The organism is Pontibacter coccineus (genome assembly GCF_030546575.1).
Taxonomy (GTDB): domain Bacteria; phylum Bacteroidota; class Bacteroidia; order Cytophagales; family Hymenobacteraceae; genus Pontibacter; species Pontibacter coccineus.
In genome coordinates, this window is record NZ_JAUOTN010000001.1 from 460,172 (window position 1) to 477,973 (window position 17,802).

At 51.2% G+C, this 17,802-nt stretch carries 12 protein-coding genes; 7 read left to right on the plus strand and 5 right to left on the minus strand.

All coding sequences use genetic code 11. The features are described from left to right. Window positions 1-58: 58 nt before the first annotated feature. The 4 genes from Q4E40_RS02010 to Q4E40_RS02025 all read left to right on the plus strand — a co-directional run bounded on the left by Q4E40_RS02010 (window position 59) and on the right by Q4E40_RS02025 (window position 6,474). The gene (locus tag Q4E40_RS02010; RefSeq protein WP_229733770.1) at window positions 59-955 is read left to right on the plus strand and encodes a nucleotide-diphospho-sugar transferase; all 897 of its coding nucleotides are present in this window, start codon (window positions 59-61) and stop codon (window positions 953-955) included. A gap of 107 nt (window positions 956-1,062) precedes the next feature. Continuing rightward, window positions 1,063-1,902, plus strand: a complete 840-nt coding sequence (locus tag Q4E40_RS02015; protein ID WP_303409733.1) for a glycosyltransferase family 2 protein — start codon at window positions 1,063-1,065, stop codon at window positions 1,900-1,902. Between the two features lie 27 nt (window positions 1,903-1,929). Further along, window positions 1,930-3,195 (plus strand): right-handed parallel beta-helix repeat-containing protein, encoded by a 1,266-nt coding sequence (locus Q4E40_RS02020; protein ID WP_303409734.1) that lies wholly within the window; start codon window positions 1,930-1,932, stop codon window positions 3,193-3,195. 648 nt (window positions 3,196-3,843) lie between these two features. Continuing rightward, window positions 3,844-6,474, plus strand: a complete 2,631-nt coding sequence (locus Q4E40_RS02025) for a PA14 domain-containing protein (RefSeq protein ID WP_303409735.1) — start codon at window positions 3,844-3,846, stop codon at window positions 6,472-6,474. Window positions 6,475-6,777: 303 nt separating this feature from the next. On the opposite strand, the gene Q4E40_RS02030 is transcribed toward Q4E40_RS02025, so the two are convergent. Next, a complete protein-coding gene (locus Q4E40_RS02030; RefSeq protein WP_303409736.1) occupies window positions 6,778-7,254 on the minus strand; it encodes a hypothetical protein in 477 nt (158 codons plus the stop codon). Between the two features lie 332 nt (window positions 7,255-7,586). Then, window positions 7,587-9,938: a LamG-like jellyroll fold domain-containing protein gene (locus Q4E40_RS02035; protein WP_303409737.1), complete on the minus strand. Its 2,352-nt coding sequence runs from the start codon at window positions 9,936-9,938 to the stop codon at window positions 7,587-7,589. A gap of 597 nt (window positions 9,939-10,535) precedes the next feature. Between Q4E40_RS02035 and Q4E40_RS02040 the strand changes: the two genes are divergently transcribed. The 3 genes from Q4E40_RS02040 (at window position 10,536) to Q4E40_RS02050 (ending at window position 14,442) form a co-directional block, all read left to right on the plus strand. Beyond that, a complete protein-coding gene (locus tag Q4E40_RS02040) occupies window positions 10,536-12,014 on the plus strand; it encodes an MBOAT family O-acyltransferase (protein WP_303409738.1) in 1,479 nt (492 codons plus the stop codon). Between the two features lie 12 nt (window positions 12,015-12,026). Continuing rightward, the gene (locus tag Q4E40_RS02045) at window positions 12,027-13,139 is read left to right on the plus strand and encodes an alginate O-acetyltransferase AlgX-related protein (protein WP_303409739.1); all 1,113 of its coding nucleotides are present in this window, start codon (window positions 12,027-12,029) and stop codon (window positions 13,137-13,139) included. Between the two features lie 61 nt (window positions 13,140-13,200). Beyond that, window positions 13,201-14,442 (plus strand): glycosyltransferase family 61 protein, encoded by a 1,242-nt coding sequence (locus Q4E40_RS02050; RefSeq protein WP_303409740.1) that lies wholly within the window; start codon window positions 13,201-13,203, stop codon window positions 14,440-14,442. A 9-nt stretch (window positions 14,443-14,451) separates the two neighbouring features. On the opposite strand, the gene Q4E40_RS02055 is transcribed toward Q4E40_RS02050, so the two are convergent. The 3 genes from Q4E40_RS02055 to rfbC all read right to left on the minus strand — a co-directional run bounded on the left by Q4E40_RS02055 (window position 14,452) and on the right by rfbC (window position 17,782). Further along, complete coding sequence (locus Q4E40_RS02055; protein WP_303409741.1) at window positions 14,452-15,666, minus strand: glycosyltransferase family 4 protein; 1,215 nt, start codon at window positions 15,664-15,666, stop codon at window positions 14,452-14,454. A gap of 97 nt (window positions 15,667-15,763) precedes the next feature. Further along, window positions 15,764-17,104, minus strand: coding sequence for an NAD(P)H-dependent oxidoreductase (locus Q4E40_RS02060; protein ID WP_303409742.1), 1,341 nt, complete (start codon window positions 17,102-17,104; stop codon window positions 15,764-15,766). A 126-nt stretch (window positions 17,105-17,230) separates the two neighbouring features. Beyond that, the gene (gene rfbC, locus Q4E40_RS02065) at window positions 17,231-17,782 is read right to left on the minus strand and encodes a dTDP-4-dehydrorhamnose 3,5-epimerase (protein WP_303409743.1); all 552 of its coding nucleotides are present in this window, start codon (window positions 17,780-17,782) and stop codon (window positions 17,231-17,233) included. Window positions 17,783-17,802 lie beyond the last annotated feature (20 nt).

The following is a 17,802-nucleotide window of genomic DNA, read 5'->3' on the forward strand; positions in this document are numbered from 1 at the left end:
ATCGTTATACCTTAATATTATGAGTAATTCTATTCCTACTACCCCTTTGCACACACCCGTGCTGTTAATCATATTCAATAGAGCTCATACCACACAACAAGTATTCGACCGTATCCGCCAGGTAAAGCCAGCGCGACTCTATGTAGCCGCTGATGGCCCGCGACCCGGCGTAGAGACAGATATAGCTAAATGCGCCGAGACACGTCGCATCGTAGAACAAGTGGACTGGGACTGCGAAGTGAAGACGCTTTTCCAGGAGAAAAACCTGAAGTGTGGTGTGGCTCCCGCAACAGCGATCAGTTGGTTCTTTGAGCATGAAGAGTCCGGCATTATCCTGGAAGACGACTGCGTTCCTTCCAAAAGCTTTTTCTGGTTTTGCCAGGAGTTGCTGGAGAAGTACAAGCACGATACGCGCATCATGCACATCAGCGGCAACAACTACCTGAATGGCTGGCGCCGGGACAACGACTACTCGTACTACTTCTCGAACAAAGTGAACGCCTGGGGCTGGGCTACCTGGCGCAGGGCCTGGCAGCTCTTCGACTTTAACCTGAAAGCCTACCCGGAATTGAAGGAAAAAGGCTACCTGAAAGGCCTCTTCCTGAACAAGTTTGAAGAAACCTACCGTTTGAGCAAGCTCGAGGAGGCGTTCGCCAGCATTTCGAACGGCGACATCTGGGATTACCAGTGGGAGTTTACGGTATACAGCAACTCGGGGCTCTGCATTGTGCCGGAGGTAAATTTGGTGCGCAACATTGGCTTTGGGGAAGATGCCACGCACACGTTTAATACCCACGATAACAAGGCACAGATCAAGGAGAATGAGATCGCTTTCCCGCTGCGCCATCCGCGTTTTGTGGTACGCGACATCGAGTCAGACACCAAGAACTTCAATCACCTGATCAAGGGCAAGGTAAGCTCCAAACTGAAGAGCATCCTAAGCTTTAATTTGTAAATGATCCTGTAACAAACCTTTTGATTTTCGTAGAAAGTGCTGCCACACTGCCCGGCGCAACGCTGGCACACGACCTGCACCTGATACTAGCATTACATTAGAACCACATGATAAGCATCATCATACCTGTATTTAACAGAAAAGAATATACACGCGAATGCCTCCTGTCTTTAGGCAAACAAACAGACCAACGTTTTAAAGTGGTTATTGTGGACGATGGCTCCACAGACGGCACAGAAGACATGCTTCGGCAGGAATTTCCGGAGGTAGAAGTACTCAAGGGCAGTGGCAGCCTGTTCTGGACAGCCGGCGTGAACATGGGCATCCGACATGCTTTGAAGCAAGACGCGCAGCTTATCATGACCATGAACAACGACGTGATAACGGATGAGCGCCTGATCGAGAAAATGTATTACTGGCATGCACAAAAGCCGGAAGCTCTTTTGGGAGCGCTCGAACTGGATGCCAATACCCAACAGCCCATCTTCGGAGGCGAGCGGTTGAACTGGCTCCTGAACACCATTGAAGAAGTACTGCCTACCCTATCGAAAGATGAGCAAAAAGGCCTACACGCCGTAACCCACCTGCCAGGCAGGGGTCTGCTTATACCTAGAGTGGTAATCGAAAAGATAGGCCTCTTCGACCAGGATCGGTTCCCACATTACATTGCCGACTACGACTATACCCATACCGCCAGGAGAGCAGGATTTGAGCTGTACGTAAACTATGACGCTAAGCTGCTCACCTATCCCGAAGAAAGCGGGGAGCGGCAGATACGAAGCGACAAGAACTTTAAAAACTACTACAAGCACCTGTTCGACCTGAAGGGCGGCGGTAACCTGCGGGACTTTACAAGGTTCACATTGAAGAACTGCCCTGCACCTTATATCCCGTTTCACCTGGCAAACGGCTATACGCGCAGGCTGTTTGGGTATTTTCTGAGATAACACTCCCTGATGCACCAGGCCATTGATTTGAAAAAAGATTTTCCATACCTCAAAGCACTAAGCATTGCAATTCCCCTGGTGGTGATGGCAATGCTTTTTGCTTATTATTATACCCAGGGGCACCTGCCTGGCGCAAAAAGCAGCGCTAAAGCCACCACAGTTGGCTATGACGATCCGATCGTGATCACGAAGAAAGGCACGTACTCCGGCAACTGGGAGTCAAAAGACTCAGAGGTGCCTGCTGTGGAAATCAGGACATCTGAGCCCGTCATAATCGAGAACTCCAACATACGGGGCGCCGGCTACCTGATTAAAAGCTGGGGCCACGCTGCCAATATTATCGTTAGAAACACCAGGGGCTACGGCCTTCCCCCCACCCCCTGGATTTTGTATGAGAAGCCGCGTCGTTTTCTGATCGTGAATGATTTTAAGCATGTGGTGGTAGAGAACTGTTATATGGAGAACACGGCCGGCATCTACATTGGAGACGCCTACAAAGGCGATGGCAGCCCGGACAACACCATAAAGATCCGCTACAACAAGGCAAAGAACATCGACGGACGCATTTACGACGGCTGGTACCGGTCGCAGTTTGTGCAGTTCAATTTCCGGAACCCGATTCAGCATGCCGAGATTGCCTGGAACGAGGTGATCAATGAACCGAACAAGTCGCTGGTGGAAGACAATATCAACCTGTCTAATTCACGTGGCACTTCCAGTTCACCAATCCGCATTCACAACAACTACATCCAGGGGGCTTATCCCTACCCAGCCGATAGCAAGGACTATTCAGGTGGCGGCATCATTGCGGACTCCTGGTATGAGGACGGTATGGGCGACCCCAGAGAGGTAGCCACGGCCCACGTCAAGGTATACGACAACCAGACCGTCAACCTGGGCAACTACAACTACGCCATCGCCGGCGGCAATAACATCGAGGTGTTTAACAACCGCGCCGTTTCTTCTGCTCGCTTTGAGGATGGTGAGATGTTTAAGATGTGGACACAGGGGCTGTACGGCTACGACTTCTACAAAAAGAGTGCGACTTTCAACAATACCTTTCACGGCAATGTGATCGGTATCATGGGACAGGGTGGCCGAAACGACAACCATTACTTTCCGGATGGGACGGTGCGCGAACACAGCAACACGTTCATAGAAGGCGAAATAACAAAACAAAGTGAGCTTGCCGAGTACCAAATCTGGAAGTCCAAACTGGAGAAGAACAACATCCTGCTTGGTCCTTCACCGGCACAACCTACAAAATCAACCAAATCGTCTTCAATTCAGTAGCTGGGAATCTGCAAAAAGGCACTTGACTCAGGCAAGAGCACACACCTCTACTCCCTTGCTCTTTTATAGCCTCCTCTCCCATTTCTCTTCTCTATCTATATTCCCAAGCCATTACAACGTCATCAAACCAAAGTTATAACACCTTTAAAAAGACAAAGATTAATAGCCTAATTATTAAATATATTATATTTAATATATTTATCATTTTTGTATTCTTTGTCTTCGTTATTTGGCTGAGTATTCTATATTTAAAATAAATATTATTAATTAAGTTATATGATATATTGTTTTAGATCAAATTAATTATATTGTATTTTTTAAATTTTTGTAACCTTTTTTAAAACCTCAACAAGCACCTAAAAGCCACTTATTCGCTTTAAACGCGCTTTTTACTTCCATTGCAAATTTAAATATTCCAAGTACTTATGATTTAAACAAGAATAAATCAAAAAAGACTGGTTTTTCTAAAAAATTCCGACTTATATTTGCAACAACTTATATATGAAGATAGAAGCACCGGTTAGCCTAGCTTAATATTTTCATAAAAAGCACCAAGCAGTACATCTGCTTCTGTATCGGAAAACGGTCACATGCCTGGCGCCTTATAAGGAATACATTTTTTTAATTTTTCAACTTTTAGCCAAAAAGATGAATACAATTTCCACTCAGGGGACTAAGTGGGCGGGGACAACTCTGTCTGCTCTAATTCTCACACTCGTAGCCTTTCTATTCTCGACAGGTTTCGTCAATGCCCAGACTTATAGCGGGCCATTAGTAATCACAAAAGGAGGTACTTACACAGGTAACTGGGAGTCAAAGGATTCCGAAGTAGCTGCTGTAGATGTTCGTACTTCCGAACCTGTAACCATCGTTAACTCGAACATCCGCGGTGCAGGCTACCTAATCAAAAGCTGGGGATATGCTGCCAACATCACCGTGAAAAACACGAAAGGTTACGGTCTTACCCCCACTCCTTTCAGAGATTACAAGAAACCACGTCGTTTCTTAACAGTTAACAACTTCAAGAATGTTATTGTAGAAAACTGCTACCTGGAAGGCACAGCCGGCATTTATGTAGGCACACGCTACGAAGGTGACGGATCTACAAACAACACCGTAAAAATACGCTACAACAAGGCAAAGAACATTGATGGCCGCGTATACGGTGGTCAGCGCGAGCACTCGCAATTCGCTCAGTTCAACTACCGTGGCAACCTGCCACACGCAGAGATCGCTTGGAACGAGGTGATCAACGAGCCAAACAAGTCGCTGGTGGAAGACAACATCAACCTGTCTAACTCACGTGGCACTTCCGGTTCTCCAATCCGCGTTCACAACAACTACATCCAGGGAGCTTACCCATACCCTGCCACAGAAACTAAATTCTCAGGTGGTGGTATTATCGCTGACTCATGGTATCAGGATGGCATGGGCGACGCAGCTTCAGTAGCGACAGCCTATGTGAAGGTATACGACAACCAGACGGTAAACATCGGTAACTACAACTATGCTATCGCAGGCGGTAATAACATCGAGGTATACAACAACCGTGGTGTTAACTCTGGCTTGTTTGACGACGGCACCCGCGTAAACACGCACAACGTAGGCCTGTACGGCTATGACTACTACAAGAAAGGCGCTACTTTTAATGCCGTAATGCGCAACAACGTGACGGGCGTTATGAGCCAGGGCAACCTGTTCGACAAGAACTACTTCCCGGATGGACTGGTTAAAAACGAGAACAACCCATACGTAGGTGGTAACATCACAAAGCAGCACGAAAAGAACGAATATACTGCCTGGTTGAACAAGCTTAGCAGCAATGGCATCGTACTTGGCCCTAATGGTTCAGCTCCGGTTACTTCGCCTTCACAGCCAGTACAAGAGCCGGTTGCCACAGCACCTGCTGACCAAACGCCAACTTCAGGATCAGGATCTACTGAAACTGCAACAGGTATTGCCGGTACTGGTAAGATCACACGTGATTTCTGGTCAAATGTGCACGGTACTGCTGTGAGCGTGATCCCGGTGAACACGACCCCAACCTCTTCCAGCGCACTGACTTCGTTCGAGGCGCCAGGCAACCAGGGTAATAACTACGGCCAGCGCATCCGCGGCTATGTAACAGCCCCTGCCACCGGCCAGTATACCTTCTGGATCGCGGCTGACGACGCGGCCGAGCTGTACCTGAGCTCAAGCGAGGACCCGGCCAAGAAGACGCGCATCGCCCTATCGAGCACCTGGACCAACCCACGCGAGTGGACCAAGACCAGCGGCCAGCAGTCTGCCAAGATCACCCTGGAGGCTGGCAAGCGCTACTACATCGAGGCGCTGATGCTGCAGGGCGGCGGCGGCGACAACCTGGCCGTGGGCTGGCAACTGCCAAGCGGCGCCATGGAGCGTCCGATCGCTGGAAACAGATTGTCTGAAATGGGAAGCACGGCTCCTGTAGTAACTGCTCCAGTAGAGGCTGTTACAGCAACCGTTCCTGTTGGCAAGATCACGCGTGACTTCTGGTCAAATGTGCACGGTACTGCTGTGAGCGTGATCCCGGTGAACACGACCCCAACCTCTTCCAGCGCACTGACTTCGTTCGAGGCGCCAGGCAACCAGGGTAATAACTACGGCCAGCGCATCCGCGGCTATGTAACAGCCCCTGCCACCGGCCAGTATACCTTCTGGATCGCGGCTGACGACGCGGCCGAGCTGTACCTGAGCTCAAGCGAGGACCCGGCCAAGAAGACGCGCATCGCCCTATCGAGCACCTGGACCAACCCACGCGAGTGGACCAAGACCAGCGGCCAGCAGTCTGCCAAGATCACCCTGGAGGCTGGCAAGCGCTACTACATCGAGGCGCTGATGCTGCAAGGCGGTGGCGGCGACAACCTGGCTGTGGGCTGGCAACTGCCAAGCGGCGCCATGGAGCGTCCGATCGCAGGAAACAGACTGTCACCAATCGAGTCTCTGACTGCTTCTTCTTCGTCTGCCCTTACTGCTGAGACAACTGATACAAACATCAGCTTTGATAAAGTAAGCGCTTACCCTAACCCATTCAACGACGTGGTAACACTAGACCTGGGCAAAGAGGAGATCAAACTACAGGCAGTTGTTATCCTGGACCAGGCTGGTACAGTGGTATACAAGGAAGAAAACCTGAAGGTAGAGAACAACAAGCTGGTGATGAACCTGGCTGCTACCGGACTAAGAGCAGGTCTGTACTTCCTGAAGTATACTGACAACACCGGTAAAAGCGCTACAATTAAACTGATGAAAGAGTAAGGGTAGCTTACAACTAAAAATGGATTTTCCCGAAACATGCCGGAAGACCAGATACAGTAAAATGAAAGGTTGGCTAACGCCGGCCGGATAGAACAGAAAAGCGGTGCAGGAGTTTTCCTGCACCGCTTTTCTGTTCTATGGCAGCCCTGATTGCGCAATAGTAAGGCGCAGAACCGGATAAAAAATCAGAAGTATTATTTATGAGAAAACCTCCTGACTTAGGTGATACACTGTGTGTATACCTAAAACGGGAGGTTTTCCTTTTTCATAGTACCCCTCAGGTCCGGGATGCTTCAGTCGCTACTACTTCTTGCGAACGAATTTCCAGGTATACACGCCTTTTCGAGATGTTGTTTTTTCCGAATCTGGTACGTCCTCTGGGAAACCAGCATATTCTTTTTCTTCTAGCCAGGTCATTTCTGAATCTGAAACAGATGCAACTTTATACTGTCCTTTATCGCTACCCCGCTGTAATTCAATTACAGTAGAATCGTTCGGGTTTGGAAAGCTATAATTCATTACCTCTGGGGCATTTCCTGGCGCGGTTACGGTTAACTGTTTGCCATTAAAGCTAAAGGTTGTCTGATACTGAACTGAGTCAGTGAACATGACTGCATTTTGATCTGAATAGTAGACTCTTTTAATCTGTGTGTTTGTCCAGTCGCCACGCATCTTTGCATCAATTACTGAAACCGGTGGGTCAAGCTTTTCATCATCGTCATCATTGCAAGACGTGAGAACGAGTGCAAACAAAAGGGGTATAAGAAATAGCTTTTTCATGGAGTAATACAATTAGATTTAGTAAAGGAATTTGAATTTTTATAATTGATTGTCTTTCTGACGGAGGATATTCGATGTTTTCAAAGCTTAGTACGAACTACGTTTAGCAGGGTTTATCAAAATTCTCACATTCAAAATATTTTATTCGCAGGCTATTGATATCCATTACGTTATAAAAAATTTAAAAGTTATATATGACCGGTATACCTACAATTTGCCCCAAGGCAGTCGATACATTGCCGACCGCTTTCCTGACTATACGTCTTCTTTCCCAGGCTTGCGAACTATTCCTTCATGCAGGCTCTGTTCTTTGCACGGCCTCTCCAATGGAATCAACGGGCGACTACGAGCTTACGGTTAAGGGTTTTGTTACTGCTAGCCACTGTCAGGTTATAGATGCCAGGTTTTAAAGAGCCTCCTACCGGCAGTGTCAGATACAGTGCACCAAACGCATCGGTTTGTACCTGCTGTCTAAGCACTTGCCTCCCCGAGCCGTCCGTTACCATAAAGGTCACCTCTTCGCTCTCTTTCAGATTAGCAACTTCGATGGTTACTTCATCTCCCACCGCGGCAGGGTTCGGATACACTCTAAACGAAGAGGCAGCCAGTGACCGGTCCTCGACCAGAATGATATTGGAATAGGAAGCGGTGCCATCCAATCTCACCAAGCGCAACCTGTAATACCCCTGGTCTTTGAGCGGCGTCTCGTCCGTGAAGGTATAGTCGATCGGAGCCGTTGTAGTGCCCGAAGCTTTCACCTGACCGATGGAAGTGAAATTCTCTCCATCTTCAGATCGCTCTATGTCAAAGAAATCTGTTTCCAGCTCATAGAGGGTTCTCCAGTCCAGCACAACGAATTTCTTGCTGAAGCTCTCCCCTTCTGTATACCTTCCTTTGAAGCCTACGATTTGTGTCAGGCTATTGTATACTTCCACGAAGCGCTCTCTGATCTCCTCTGGTGAGAGCGCTCTTCCAAAAAGCTTCACTTCATCCAGGTCGCCCTCGTAGTGGTAACTGTTAAGCTTGCTTGCATTAAAGTAGCCAATGGTAACCGGCGACCTGCTGCTGAAGCCGAAATCGTAGACGAAGTTGCCGGCGGCGACTTGCTCACCGTCCACATACAGCCTAATTGCCCCTGAGCTACCATCACGCACCGCCACGAGCTGGTGCCAGGCTCCGTCATTAAGCTTAGGGCCACTGGAGCCTACAAAATCACCCTTGAACTCAATGTTGGGCAGGTAAAAACCCGCTTTGCGGTCTTTGTCAAGCCCCAGCCACCACTGCGAGGGCGAGTCCGTGGCATGGCGACCCAACAGCACCTGGTTCTGGGCCTCACTGCTACCTTCTTTCGTTTCGGTGCGAAGCCACAGCTCAATCGTAAACGTCTCTTTCGCTTTCCAGTCGAAGTTCGGACTCCCGATTACATCAAGTCCCGTGTCCCGTCCGTTAAACCGTTGCCCTCCTTCTACTACGCCTTTCACGGAGGCAGGACGGCTTCTTGCCTGGGCAACTGCATCGATAGGCGTATACACATCCCGGTAATTGGGGCCCGAGCTTTCGTTCAGCTTCCAGTGGTGCAGCATCCCGATCCCTTCTTCCGTGGCGGCCCTCACCTCGATCTGAAAGCGTTGCGGGGCGCTCTCCCCCTCGCTATTACTGGCTCTTACCTCCACAGCAAAGTTCCCGGCAGCCTGTGGCACCCAGGAGATGAGGCCCGTGCCTGCATCGATCGTCATACCCTGCGGGCCTGAAATCAGGATGTAACGGGGGGCAGGCTTACCGGCTGCATTCACATCATACCTGTACTGCTGGTTGGCCGTGCCGTACGCAATGGGCGTCGATACGATCTCAGGTCTGGTTTCTTCAGGACCACAGTAACTGCCTGCTCCCTGATTATAGCGGTCGCGCGCTACCTGTTCCGACAAATTGGTGTTGTAGACCAGCAATTCGTCCAGGATGCCATCAAAGTAATACTTTGAGTCGATGTCAATATACCCGATTGTGATGGGGCTGGTAGCCTCCATGCTTCCGCGGTATTCCCTTATTTCCGTCCTTCTGTCGTCTACCCGGAAGCCGTCCACATACAGTTTGGTGATCTGGGGGCCTCCCTCCCGAACTACCGCCAGATGGTGCCACTTGCCATCAAACAGGTTGACAGCTTTGAGATAATCCGTCATGGTATGCGGGGCTCCATAGTTATCCTGCATATCAAAAACGGCGTACCCCTCCGGGTTAACGCCCAGCCACCATGCCGCCAGACCATCACTTGATTTACGACCGACAATGACCTGGTTGGATGATTTGCGGTTTACCTGCACCCATACCTCGATCGTAAAATTGCTGTTGGGTCCCCACTGAAAATTCTCTATCGCACTGAATTGAAGGCCAGTGCCCGAGCCGCTGAAGCGCTGCCCGCCGCCAAAGCGACTGACGGTGGGTGCAGGACAACCCGTACAGGTGGCGCTGGCGCCGGATACGTAATCAGAATAGCTGCCCGGCACTTTTTCGTCAAGCCCGAAGTGATGCACCAAACCGGGAGGGCAGTTTGTCTGGGCCAGCGCCACATTTTGAAGCGCTACCCCAAGCAGCACGCTAAGTGCCGTTGCCAGGGCCATTTTGCGCTTACAGCCCCAAGGGTATAAAGAAAGGTATCGGAAAATGTACCTGAAGGAAGATGCTATCATATAAGCTCACTAAGTATATGTATCACGGCATGTGGTGAATGCTCGCTACTTTGTTCGGGTTGAATTAGGGTATGGTTCAGAGTTGAACAGCTGCTGTTCCAGGCAACATGCCGGTCCACAACATTGCATGTCCTTTACGGAGAGTATAGGGCTACTGTTGTATTAGAGTACAATAATATTACGCCGCAGCGGCCCAGATGTTCGGCTTTGCAGCATACTTAAATTGTCCACAAAGCCAGGGCCTGTACTAGATGTACCTGAGGGAGATTTAGCGGTTAAATTATGGCTGGGGCAGATCCGGTAACACAACCTACCTGTTGTCTGAAAGCATGCGCCCGATACAGCTATACCGGCCTATGCAATTTTCTTGTCCAGGGAACAGCCATTTCATACCAGTTGCGTATAGAAAGCTGCACAATTATACTGATGCACCTATACAGCCCGGAAAATATATACTGAAATCCTAAACCTTTTGGCCCCGCACTTAATATAAGGGGAATGGTTTCTGTTTTCACCCGCCAGAGGGCACATACGAGGTGAAATCAAACAAACCACAGGGGACTACACGCTACTCTCGACCAATAACTGCGTCTGCATATGTTATTCAACTCTACTGAATTTTTCATATTCTTCCCGGTAGTAGTTACGCTCTACTTTTTAACGCCCCCGAACCGCAGATGGCTTATTCTGCTGCTGGCCAGCTATTACTTCTATGCCTCATGGCGTCCCGCCTATACCCTGATCCTCATCGTGTCTACCCTGGTCGATTATTTCTGCGGCCGTGCCATGGGCAGGTATAGCGACGCAGAAAAACACAAACGTAAGCCATACCTGTATTTCTCGCTATTTTCTAATCTGAGCATACTCGGCTTATTCAAGTATTACAATTTCTTCAACGACAGTGCGCGGGACATGGCCTCGGCTTTGAACATGGGATATGCCGTGCCGGCTTTTGAGCTGCTCCTGCCCATGGGGATCTCTTTCTATACCTTCCAGACCATGAGCTACTCCATTGATGTGTACCATGGGCGCATCAAAGCAGAAAGACACCTGGGTATTTTTGCGCTGTTCGTCACCTTTTTCCCGCAGTTGGTGGCAGGCCCCATTGAGCGGGCGGGCAACCTGTTGGGGCAACTCAAGGCCCACCACGAATTCAGCTACGAGCGGGCAGTAGCCGGCCTACGACGCATGGGGTGGGGATTTTTCAAGAAGATCATGATCGCGGACAACCTGGCCCTGATGGTAAACCAGGTATACAACAACCCAACCGACTACGAAGGCATCACGCTCATCATCGCCACCGTCTTTTTCGCCTTTCAGATCTACTGCGACTTCTCAGGCTACTCCGACATCGCCATCGGGGCGGCGCAGGTCATGGGCTTCCGGCTGATGGAGAACTTCCGCAGGCCTTACTTCTCTAAGAGCATTTCAGAATTCTGGAGCCGCTGGCATATTTCGCTTTCGTCCTGGTTTAGGGATTACCTCTACATTCCGCTGGGCGGCAACCGGGTGGTGAAGTGGCGCTGGTACTACAATCTGTTCATCACGTTTCTGGTGAGCGGTCTGTGGCACGGTGCTAATTGGACATTTGTGGTGTGGGGCGCTTTGCATGGCTTTTACCTGGTTTTTGCCATCGTCACAGCCAGGCAACGCGACGCCTTGGCGAGGTCGCTTGGCCTTACGAAAAGCCCGCTGCTTTACAAGTGGGTGCAGGTACTGAGCGTGTTCGCGCTGGTGCTCTTTTCCTGGGTATTTTTCCGGGCAAACTCCATTGGGGAGGCCTTTTACATCCTTCAAAGCAGCGTGACTGGTATAGGCAACATCCGGCAGTTGCTGGCAGGTATAGACCTGCAGCACATCCTGTTCATGGACCAGGGCTTTAAGGTATTTGCCGTATCTGTCATCTCGATTATGATCATGGAAACGGTGCACCTCATGCAGCGGCGTGGCAGCGTATCGCAACTGATCAGTCAAAAACCCGCTGTGGTGCGCTGGGGGCTCTATTATGCGGCCATCGTGGCAGTGCTGCTCTTCGGACAGTTCGGGCACCAGGAGTTCATTTATTTTCAGTTCTAAATGGCACAGGAGATGAAAAAAATGGAGGTTACAAGGCTGTTCAGGAAACTGGCGCTGCTCGCGTTGCCCTTTGTGCTGTGGCCTGTTATAGAGGCTGTCGTACTGCCAATGGACACGTTCACCTTCCGGGTATGGGAGACCATTTCGGTGAACAGTGTGCGCCTGCTGTCGGGCCCCTTTTACCCGAACATGCACCTGCGCATGGAGGAAGAGGGTGAGTTGGCTCCCCGCACACCATACGCCGAGAAAAAGCAGGTGGAATGGTACACTGATTCCTATGGCTACCGCAACCGCGACACCAAAGCCGAGGTGCTGCTGATCGGGGACTCCAATATCACTGGGGCCAAACTCTCGCAGGAGGAAACGCTGGCCGAAGTGCTGGAAAAGCAGCTGGGCAAAGAAGTATACTCCTTCGCCCCCGCCACCATCAACCGGTTTCTGGGCACCAAACGCTTTGAAGAAAATCCGCCTCAAGTGGTGGTGGTTTCGAGCATTGAGCGCCGTATCCCCGAGCTGCCCGCCGTGGGTGCCACAGGTATAGGCAATAAGCTCCGCGACCGCACAGGCACCATCATCAACTCATCCAGGGCACTGACCTGGCTGGCCGTAACAGCAGACCGCATTTCGAAGCTGGCGCTCTACCATCGCACCCTGGCCAACATCGAGCGTAAGTTTGGCAAAAAGGCGTATATCCAGTATCAAAATGAATTCTTTATGGAAGGTGAGCAAGCCAACCGCACCTTCGGTGACGAGGAAATAAAGCAGCTAGCCGATGTGCTGGAAGGCTACAAGCATGCGCTGGCCGAGCGAGGCATCCCCTTTGTGTTCATGCCTATACCTAACAAAGAGAACATTTACCACCAACTGCTGCCATCGGGGCAAAAGCCGGACTTTCTGCCCCGCCTGGTGGCTGAACTCCAGCGCAGAGACGTGAAGGTGGTGGACACGCAAGGCACGTTCGAACACCTGTACCACAACGAAAAGCAGAAGCTGTACCCTGCCGATGACGGGCACTGGAACAACACGGCGGTGATAGCTGCCGCCAGCCTCTTGGCGCAACATTTGCAGCAAGCAGCAGATAGCACCGAGCTCAACACCCGCCATCTGGTAAAACAGTTGGATTGATGGTGTAACACAGCCAAAATTGAATTAGAAACGTATAGCAACTATTACTCACCTTATATATATGAAACCAAAGGTATTTTACGATAAATCCACCAAACGTCTGAAAAAGATTCTTGGGCGTATCATCCCCCACAACACCCGTTTCAGACCTGATGGTGTTTTCCAGATCAATACAAAAAGCGAAACCACCAGTCCCCCATCCGAAGTGAAGGTGTATAGCATATACCCCAACCTGACCACCCCGCTTGAGATATCCGAGGACCTCTACCAGGCTTGTTCTGACTATTGGAAGCCGAAGCGCAGCGTCACCACCGACTATGTGGTGGTGGAGGTACCAAACGGACGCATCTACACCGACAATGAGAGCAGCGTGGCGATCATGTCGCAGCAAAACCACATCATCGAGAATGTATCGCTTAGTCTGGTAGACGGCAAAGTCGTAAGCGCTGATCAGAACAACATCTTTACCCAGAGTTATTTCCAGGCGCCGACCCGCTTCCCGGGTACCGTGTTCAGCATGCTGACCGGTGGCGCTGGCCTCAACAACATCGGCCACTGGTTCATGGATGTGCTGCCACGCCTGCACCTGCTCCGCGAAAGTGGCCTTTACAATGAAGTAGACTGGTTCCTGGTGCCCAGCACACGCTATGGCTACCAGACCGAAACGCTGGAACTGCTGGGTATACCTGCCGAGAAGATCATCACCTCTGTCGAATACCACCACCTGACCGCCGACCGCGTTATTGCCTCTACCGCGCCGCGCGGAAGCCATACCCTGGTGCCACGCTGGCTGGGGCAGTACATCCGCAACTCCTTCCTGCCGCTGGTGCAGCACGAAGTATTACCGGAATCGGAGCGGGTGCCTTACCTGTACATCAGCCGCAGCGACTCGGCTATGCGCAATGTGCTGAACGAAAAAGAGCTGTTGGAAGCGTTGGAGCCCTATAAATTCAAGTCGATTGTCTCCAGCAAGTACAGTATCCTGGAGAAGATCCGGATGTTCTCGCAGGCGAAGGTGGTCGTTTCCGCTACAGGTGCCGGCCTGATCAGCATGTTCTTCTGCAAGCCGGGTACCAAGATCATCGAGATCTTCCATGAGGGGTTTGTGATAGAGCCTTTCTATGACATTGCGACCAAAATAGACCTGGACTACGACTACCTTATTTGCAAAGGCGACAAACCAGTGCACAATGCCGACGAAGGCCAGCGCCAGCACCTATTGGTAGACACCAACCAAGTGGTGGAAATCCTCGAGAAAATGCGAAAGAGTTCGGGGAAGAAGAGTAGTGTGGAGACAGTTTAGAACCTGTTCCTAAGAATGATTTGCCTCTGTGACTTTGGTTGCAGGGGCTTTTTTCTTTTTAGTGCGGATGGCGTCTTCGTAAATGGAGAGCAGCACATGGTAATTGGCCTCCGGCGTATACCTGACCTCATAGCTCTGGCGGGCAATTACTCCCATTCTGGTAGCTACCCGGGGGTATTGGATCAGGGTATGCACGCGCTCTGCCAGTTCCTCCGCATTGCCGGGACTATAGTGCAGGCCATTCACGCCATCTTCCACAAGCTGCGCTGCACCGCCTATGTTAGCGGCGATAACAGGGGTGCCGGTCGAGAAGGCCTCAATGATGGTCATGCCGAAAGTTTCGAGCCATTCGGAGGAGAAGATCAACCCGCGGGCGCGCTTCAGATGTTCCAGTACCTGCTCCCGGTTCTGAAAGCCCAGGTAATCTATACCTGCATGCGCTGCCGCATACTCCTCCACCCGCCCCCGCAGCGGGCCGTCGCCCACCACTTTCAGCGGAAAAGGATTCAGTTCATGCGCTTTCAGCAGCGTCTCTATCCCTTTCTCAGGCGTCAGGCGGCCTACGTATAGAAAATAGTCTTCCCGCTCGGCACGGCTTATACCGATGTCCTGGGTAAAGTTGGGCTTAACGGCCACCTGCCCGGGCCTGAGTTTGAGGGATGACTTTCGGAATAAATCAGCGGCGCCGGGGGTGAGCGCAATAAACTTGTCTACTTTGCTCTTCCAGGTACCCAGCAGCTTGTGCATGCCGGTGGTGAGTACCACGGAGGCCGTCTGTACGGCGGAGTCACGGTATACCTTTTGACGGATGGCTCCCAGCGGGAAAGTCTTTCGCAGATTCTCCAGCTGTACCTTTCCGTTGTAGTAGAGCAGGGCACTTGGGCAGACCAGGCGGTAATTGTGCAGCGTCATCACAATGGGTACCTGCATGCGGTTCGCCACATAAAACACGGCGGGAGATAGCAAGGGGAAGAAATTGTGCACATGAATCACATCGGGCTGAAATGCCTTAATCCGCTCCTCCACCAGCTTGGCGCTACCCGGATTATACACAACGCCCAAGGCAGCTTTCAGCTTCTCAGGCAGGCTGTTCACCTCATTGTTCGAAAAGGTGAGCTTCTCTACCTGATGGCCGTGCTCCTGCAGCAAAGCAGCCTCCGCATGGAAAACAGTGTCCTCGCCACCAGCCTGCTTGTAATAGTTGTGTATGATCAGAATGCGCATGTATCGTTATTTGTCAGGCATGCGAATTCCCGCCCAGGCTATACCTGACCTGGACGGGGGGGATTCACAAGTTGCTGTATGATTAACCCTGAAGGGTTTAGGCTATCGCGGTTTTTGTTGGTGCTTGGGCTTCAGTGAAAGCCGATGCAAAATACTGGCGTTGCTCCTCGCGCAGTCTGTCGATGGTGCGGCCTTCCGGCAAGATCACATCGTCGTAGGTGAGTACCTGGTCTTTCGGAATGTCACGCTTCAGCACACACCCCTCGGCTATACCGATTGGCAGCAGATTCTCGTGCGCGGTCACGTCGGCGTTCTCACACAGGCCATAGGTCATATAATGGCCAATGCCGTCGATGGTTTCGCCCGCTTTCAGGTCTATTTTGGCAGCAGTCACTACTTCCACATACGGACGATCCAGTGGTGTTAGCGCAGCGTCGTTAAAAAGTACGGCTCTGGCGATGGTGAGTGGCACTTCTAAGTGACACAGGTGGTACGGGGTATAGAAACAGTAGAGCGGCCCCTCTCCCATCTTATAATAGTTGAGGTAATGCTGTTGCCGTGGATTGTCCTGCGTAGCGAGTACAAACACACCGCCAGCAGGCTCGGCTATACCTACCACGTAGTCCACAATGCCCGGCCCGTTGGTCAACTCTTCCAGCGGAAACAGGTTCACAGACTCCCGGATATTAGCTCCCTGGGGTGCGTATGGCCCCAGCATGCCGCGCTTGGCCACGCGCATACCTGTTCCGTTGGCCACAATGGCCTGCTCAAAAGATATCTTGGTGCCGTCGGCAAAGGACGTTACCATAGCCGGGTTCTGTCCCCAGCGTTTGGCAAAGCCTTCCTGCGTGGTCGGGTTGCGGTAAGGGTCGTGCAGGCCTTTGATATTGCCGCAGAGCACCGGCTTCATGCCGATAGACTTCACATAGCGGTACAGGTTCATGATCACGCCGGGCTGGTCGCCGTCCACGTTCGTGAACACGACACCCGCCTTGTCGGCGTATACCTTCAGAATCGGGCCCACCGTACCATCCACTTCGGCATCCATCATAATCGTATGCTTCCCGTTTTGTATGGCCGCTAAAGCCACCTGCGCCCCGAATTCCACGGCGCCTGTCACTTCCAGAATGGCATCGATCCCTTCCGCCTGGCACAGCAGCATCGGGTCGTTGGTGATGCTATACCTGCCGTTTCGGATGTTTTCCTGCAGGGCCTCCACAGAATCGACTTCCTCTACCTCGGCTATACCTGCTTCGTTGTAAGTTTCGCGGGCACGATCAATGGTCCGGTTTGAGATGGCCACCAGTTCCATACCCGGCACGTGGTTTTTGATTTGCAGCGCCACACCTTTGGCCATAAACCCGGCTCCTACCATCCCTACGCGGACAGGCCGGCCCTCGGCCTCTCGTTTGGCTAATGCGGTATCTATAATGATCATAATTCTTCTTTTAAAATGCGCTTTTGTTAAAACGACTTCATTCCGTTTCAGACAAGATCCAGGTCAGCTCAAGGTATAGAAATCTGTCGGTTTTATGTCAAGTGCTCCATCTTTGTAATCACACCCTTACAAAGCCGATTGTTCCGGCACAGCTTCCAGCAAGGGATGATTCTGGTCTTTTTCCGAGATCACCTGCGGCTCCATGGGCCACTGAATGTTGAAGGCCGGGTCGTTCCAGCGGTGGCCGCGCTCTGCTCCCGCCGCATAAAAGGCCGTCACCTGGTACATCACATCCGAGTTGTCCTCCAGTGTCAGGTACCCATGTGCGAAGCCTTCCGGAATGTAGAGCATGCGGTAGTTGTCAGCGGTCAGTTCCACGCCTATCCATTGCTTATACGTTTCGGAGTCCGGACGTAAGTCCACGATCACGTCGTAGATGGCACCGCGGGTACAGCGCACCAGTTTGGTCTCGGCGTGCGGAGCCAGTTGCATGTGCATGCCGCGCAAAGTGCCTTTTTTGTAGTTGTAGCTTACGTTCGCCTGCACCAGGTTGGTATTTAAGCCATATTGCTCAAATTCCTGCTGGCAGTAAGCCCGGCCGAAAAAGCCACGCTCATCTTCCAGCTTCTTTATATCGATGATATAGGCGCCTTTTAGTTTGGTTTCTGTAAAGATCATGTGTGTTGATGTATTAGAAA

What these genes read in the sequence shown, in the direction of transcription:
- Q4E40_RS02015 (WP_303409733.1), top strand. Translation starts at nt 1,063, where the DNA reads ATGATAAGCATCATCATACCTGTATTTAACAGAAAAGAATATACACGC.
- Q4E40_RS02025 (WP_303409735.1), top strand. Translation starts at nt 3,844, where the DNA reads ATGAATACAATTTCCACTCAGGGGACTAAGTGGGCGGGGACAACTCTG.
- Q4E40_RS02030 (WP_303409736.1), bottom strand. Translation starts at nt 7,254, where the DNA reads ATGAAAAAGCTATTTCTTATACCCCTTTTGTTTGCACTCGTTCTCACG.
- Q4E40_RS02035 (WP_303409737.1), bottom strand. Translation starts at nt 9,938, where the DNA reads ATGATAGCATCTTCCTTCAGGTACATTTTCCGATACCTTTCTTTATAC.
- Q4E40_RS02040 (WP_303409738.1), top strand. Translation starts at nt 10,536, where the DNA reads ATGTTATTCAACTCTACTGAATTTTTCATATTCTTCCCGGTAGTAGTT.
- Q4E40_RS02045 (WP_303409739.1), top strand. Translation starts at nt 12,027, where the DNA reads ATGAAAAAAATGGAGGTTACAAGGCTGTTCAGGAAACTGGCGCTGCTC.
- Q4E40_RS02050 (WP_303409740.1), top strand. Translation starts at nt 13,201, where the DNA reads ATGAAACCAAAGGTATTTTACGATAAATCCACCAAACGTCTGAAAAAG.
- Q4E40_RS02055 (WP_303409741.1), bottom strand. Translation starts at nt 15,666, where the DNA reads ATGCGCATTCTGATCATACACAACTATTACAAGCAGGCTGGTGGCGAG.
- Q4E40_RS02060 (WP_303409742.1), bottom strand. Translation starts at nt 17,104, where the DNA reads ATGATCATTATAGATACCGCATTAGCCAAACGAGAGGCCGAGGGCCGG.
- rfbC (WP_303409743.1), bottom strand. Translation starts at nt 17,782, where the DNA reads ATGATCTTTACAGAAACCAAACTAAAAGGCGCCTATATCATCGATATA.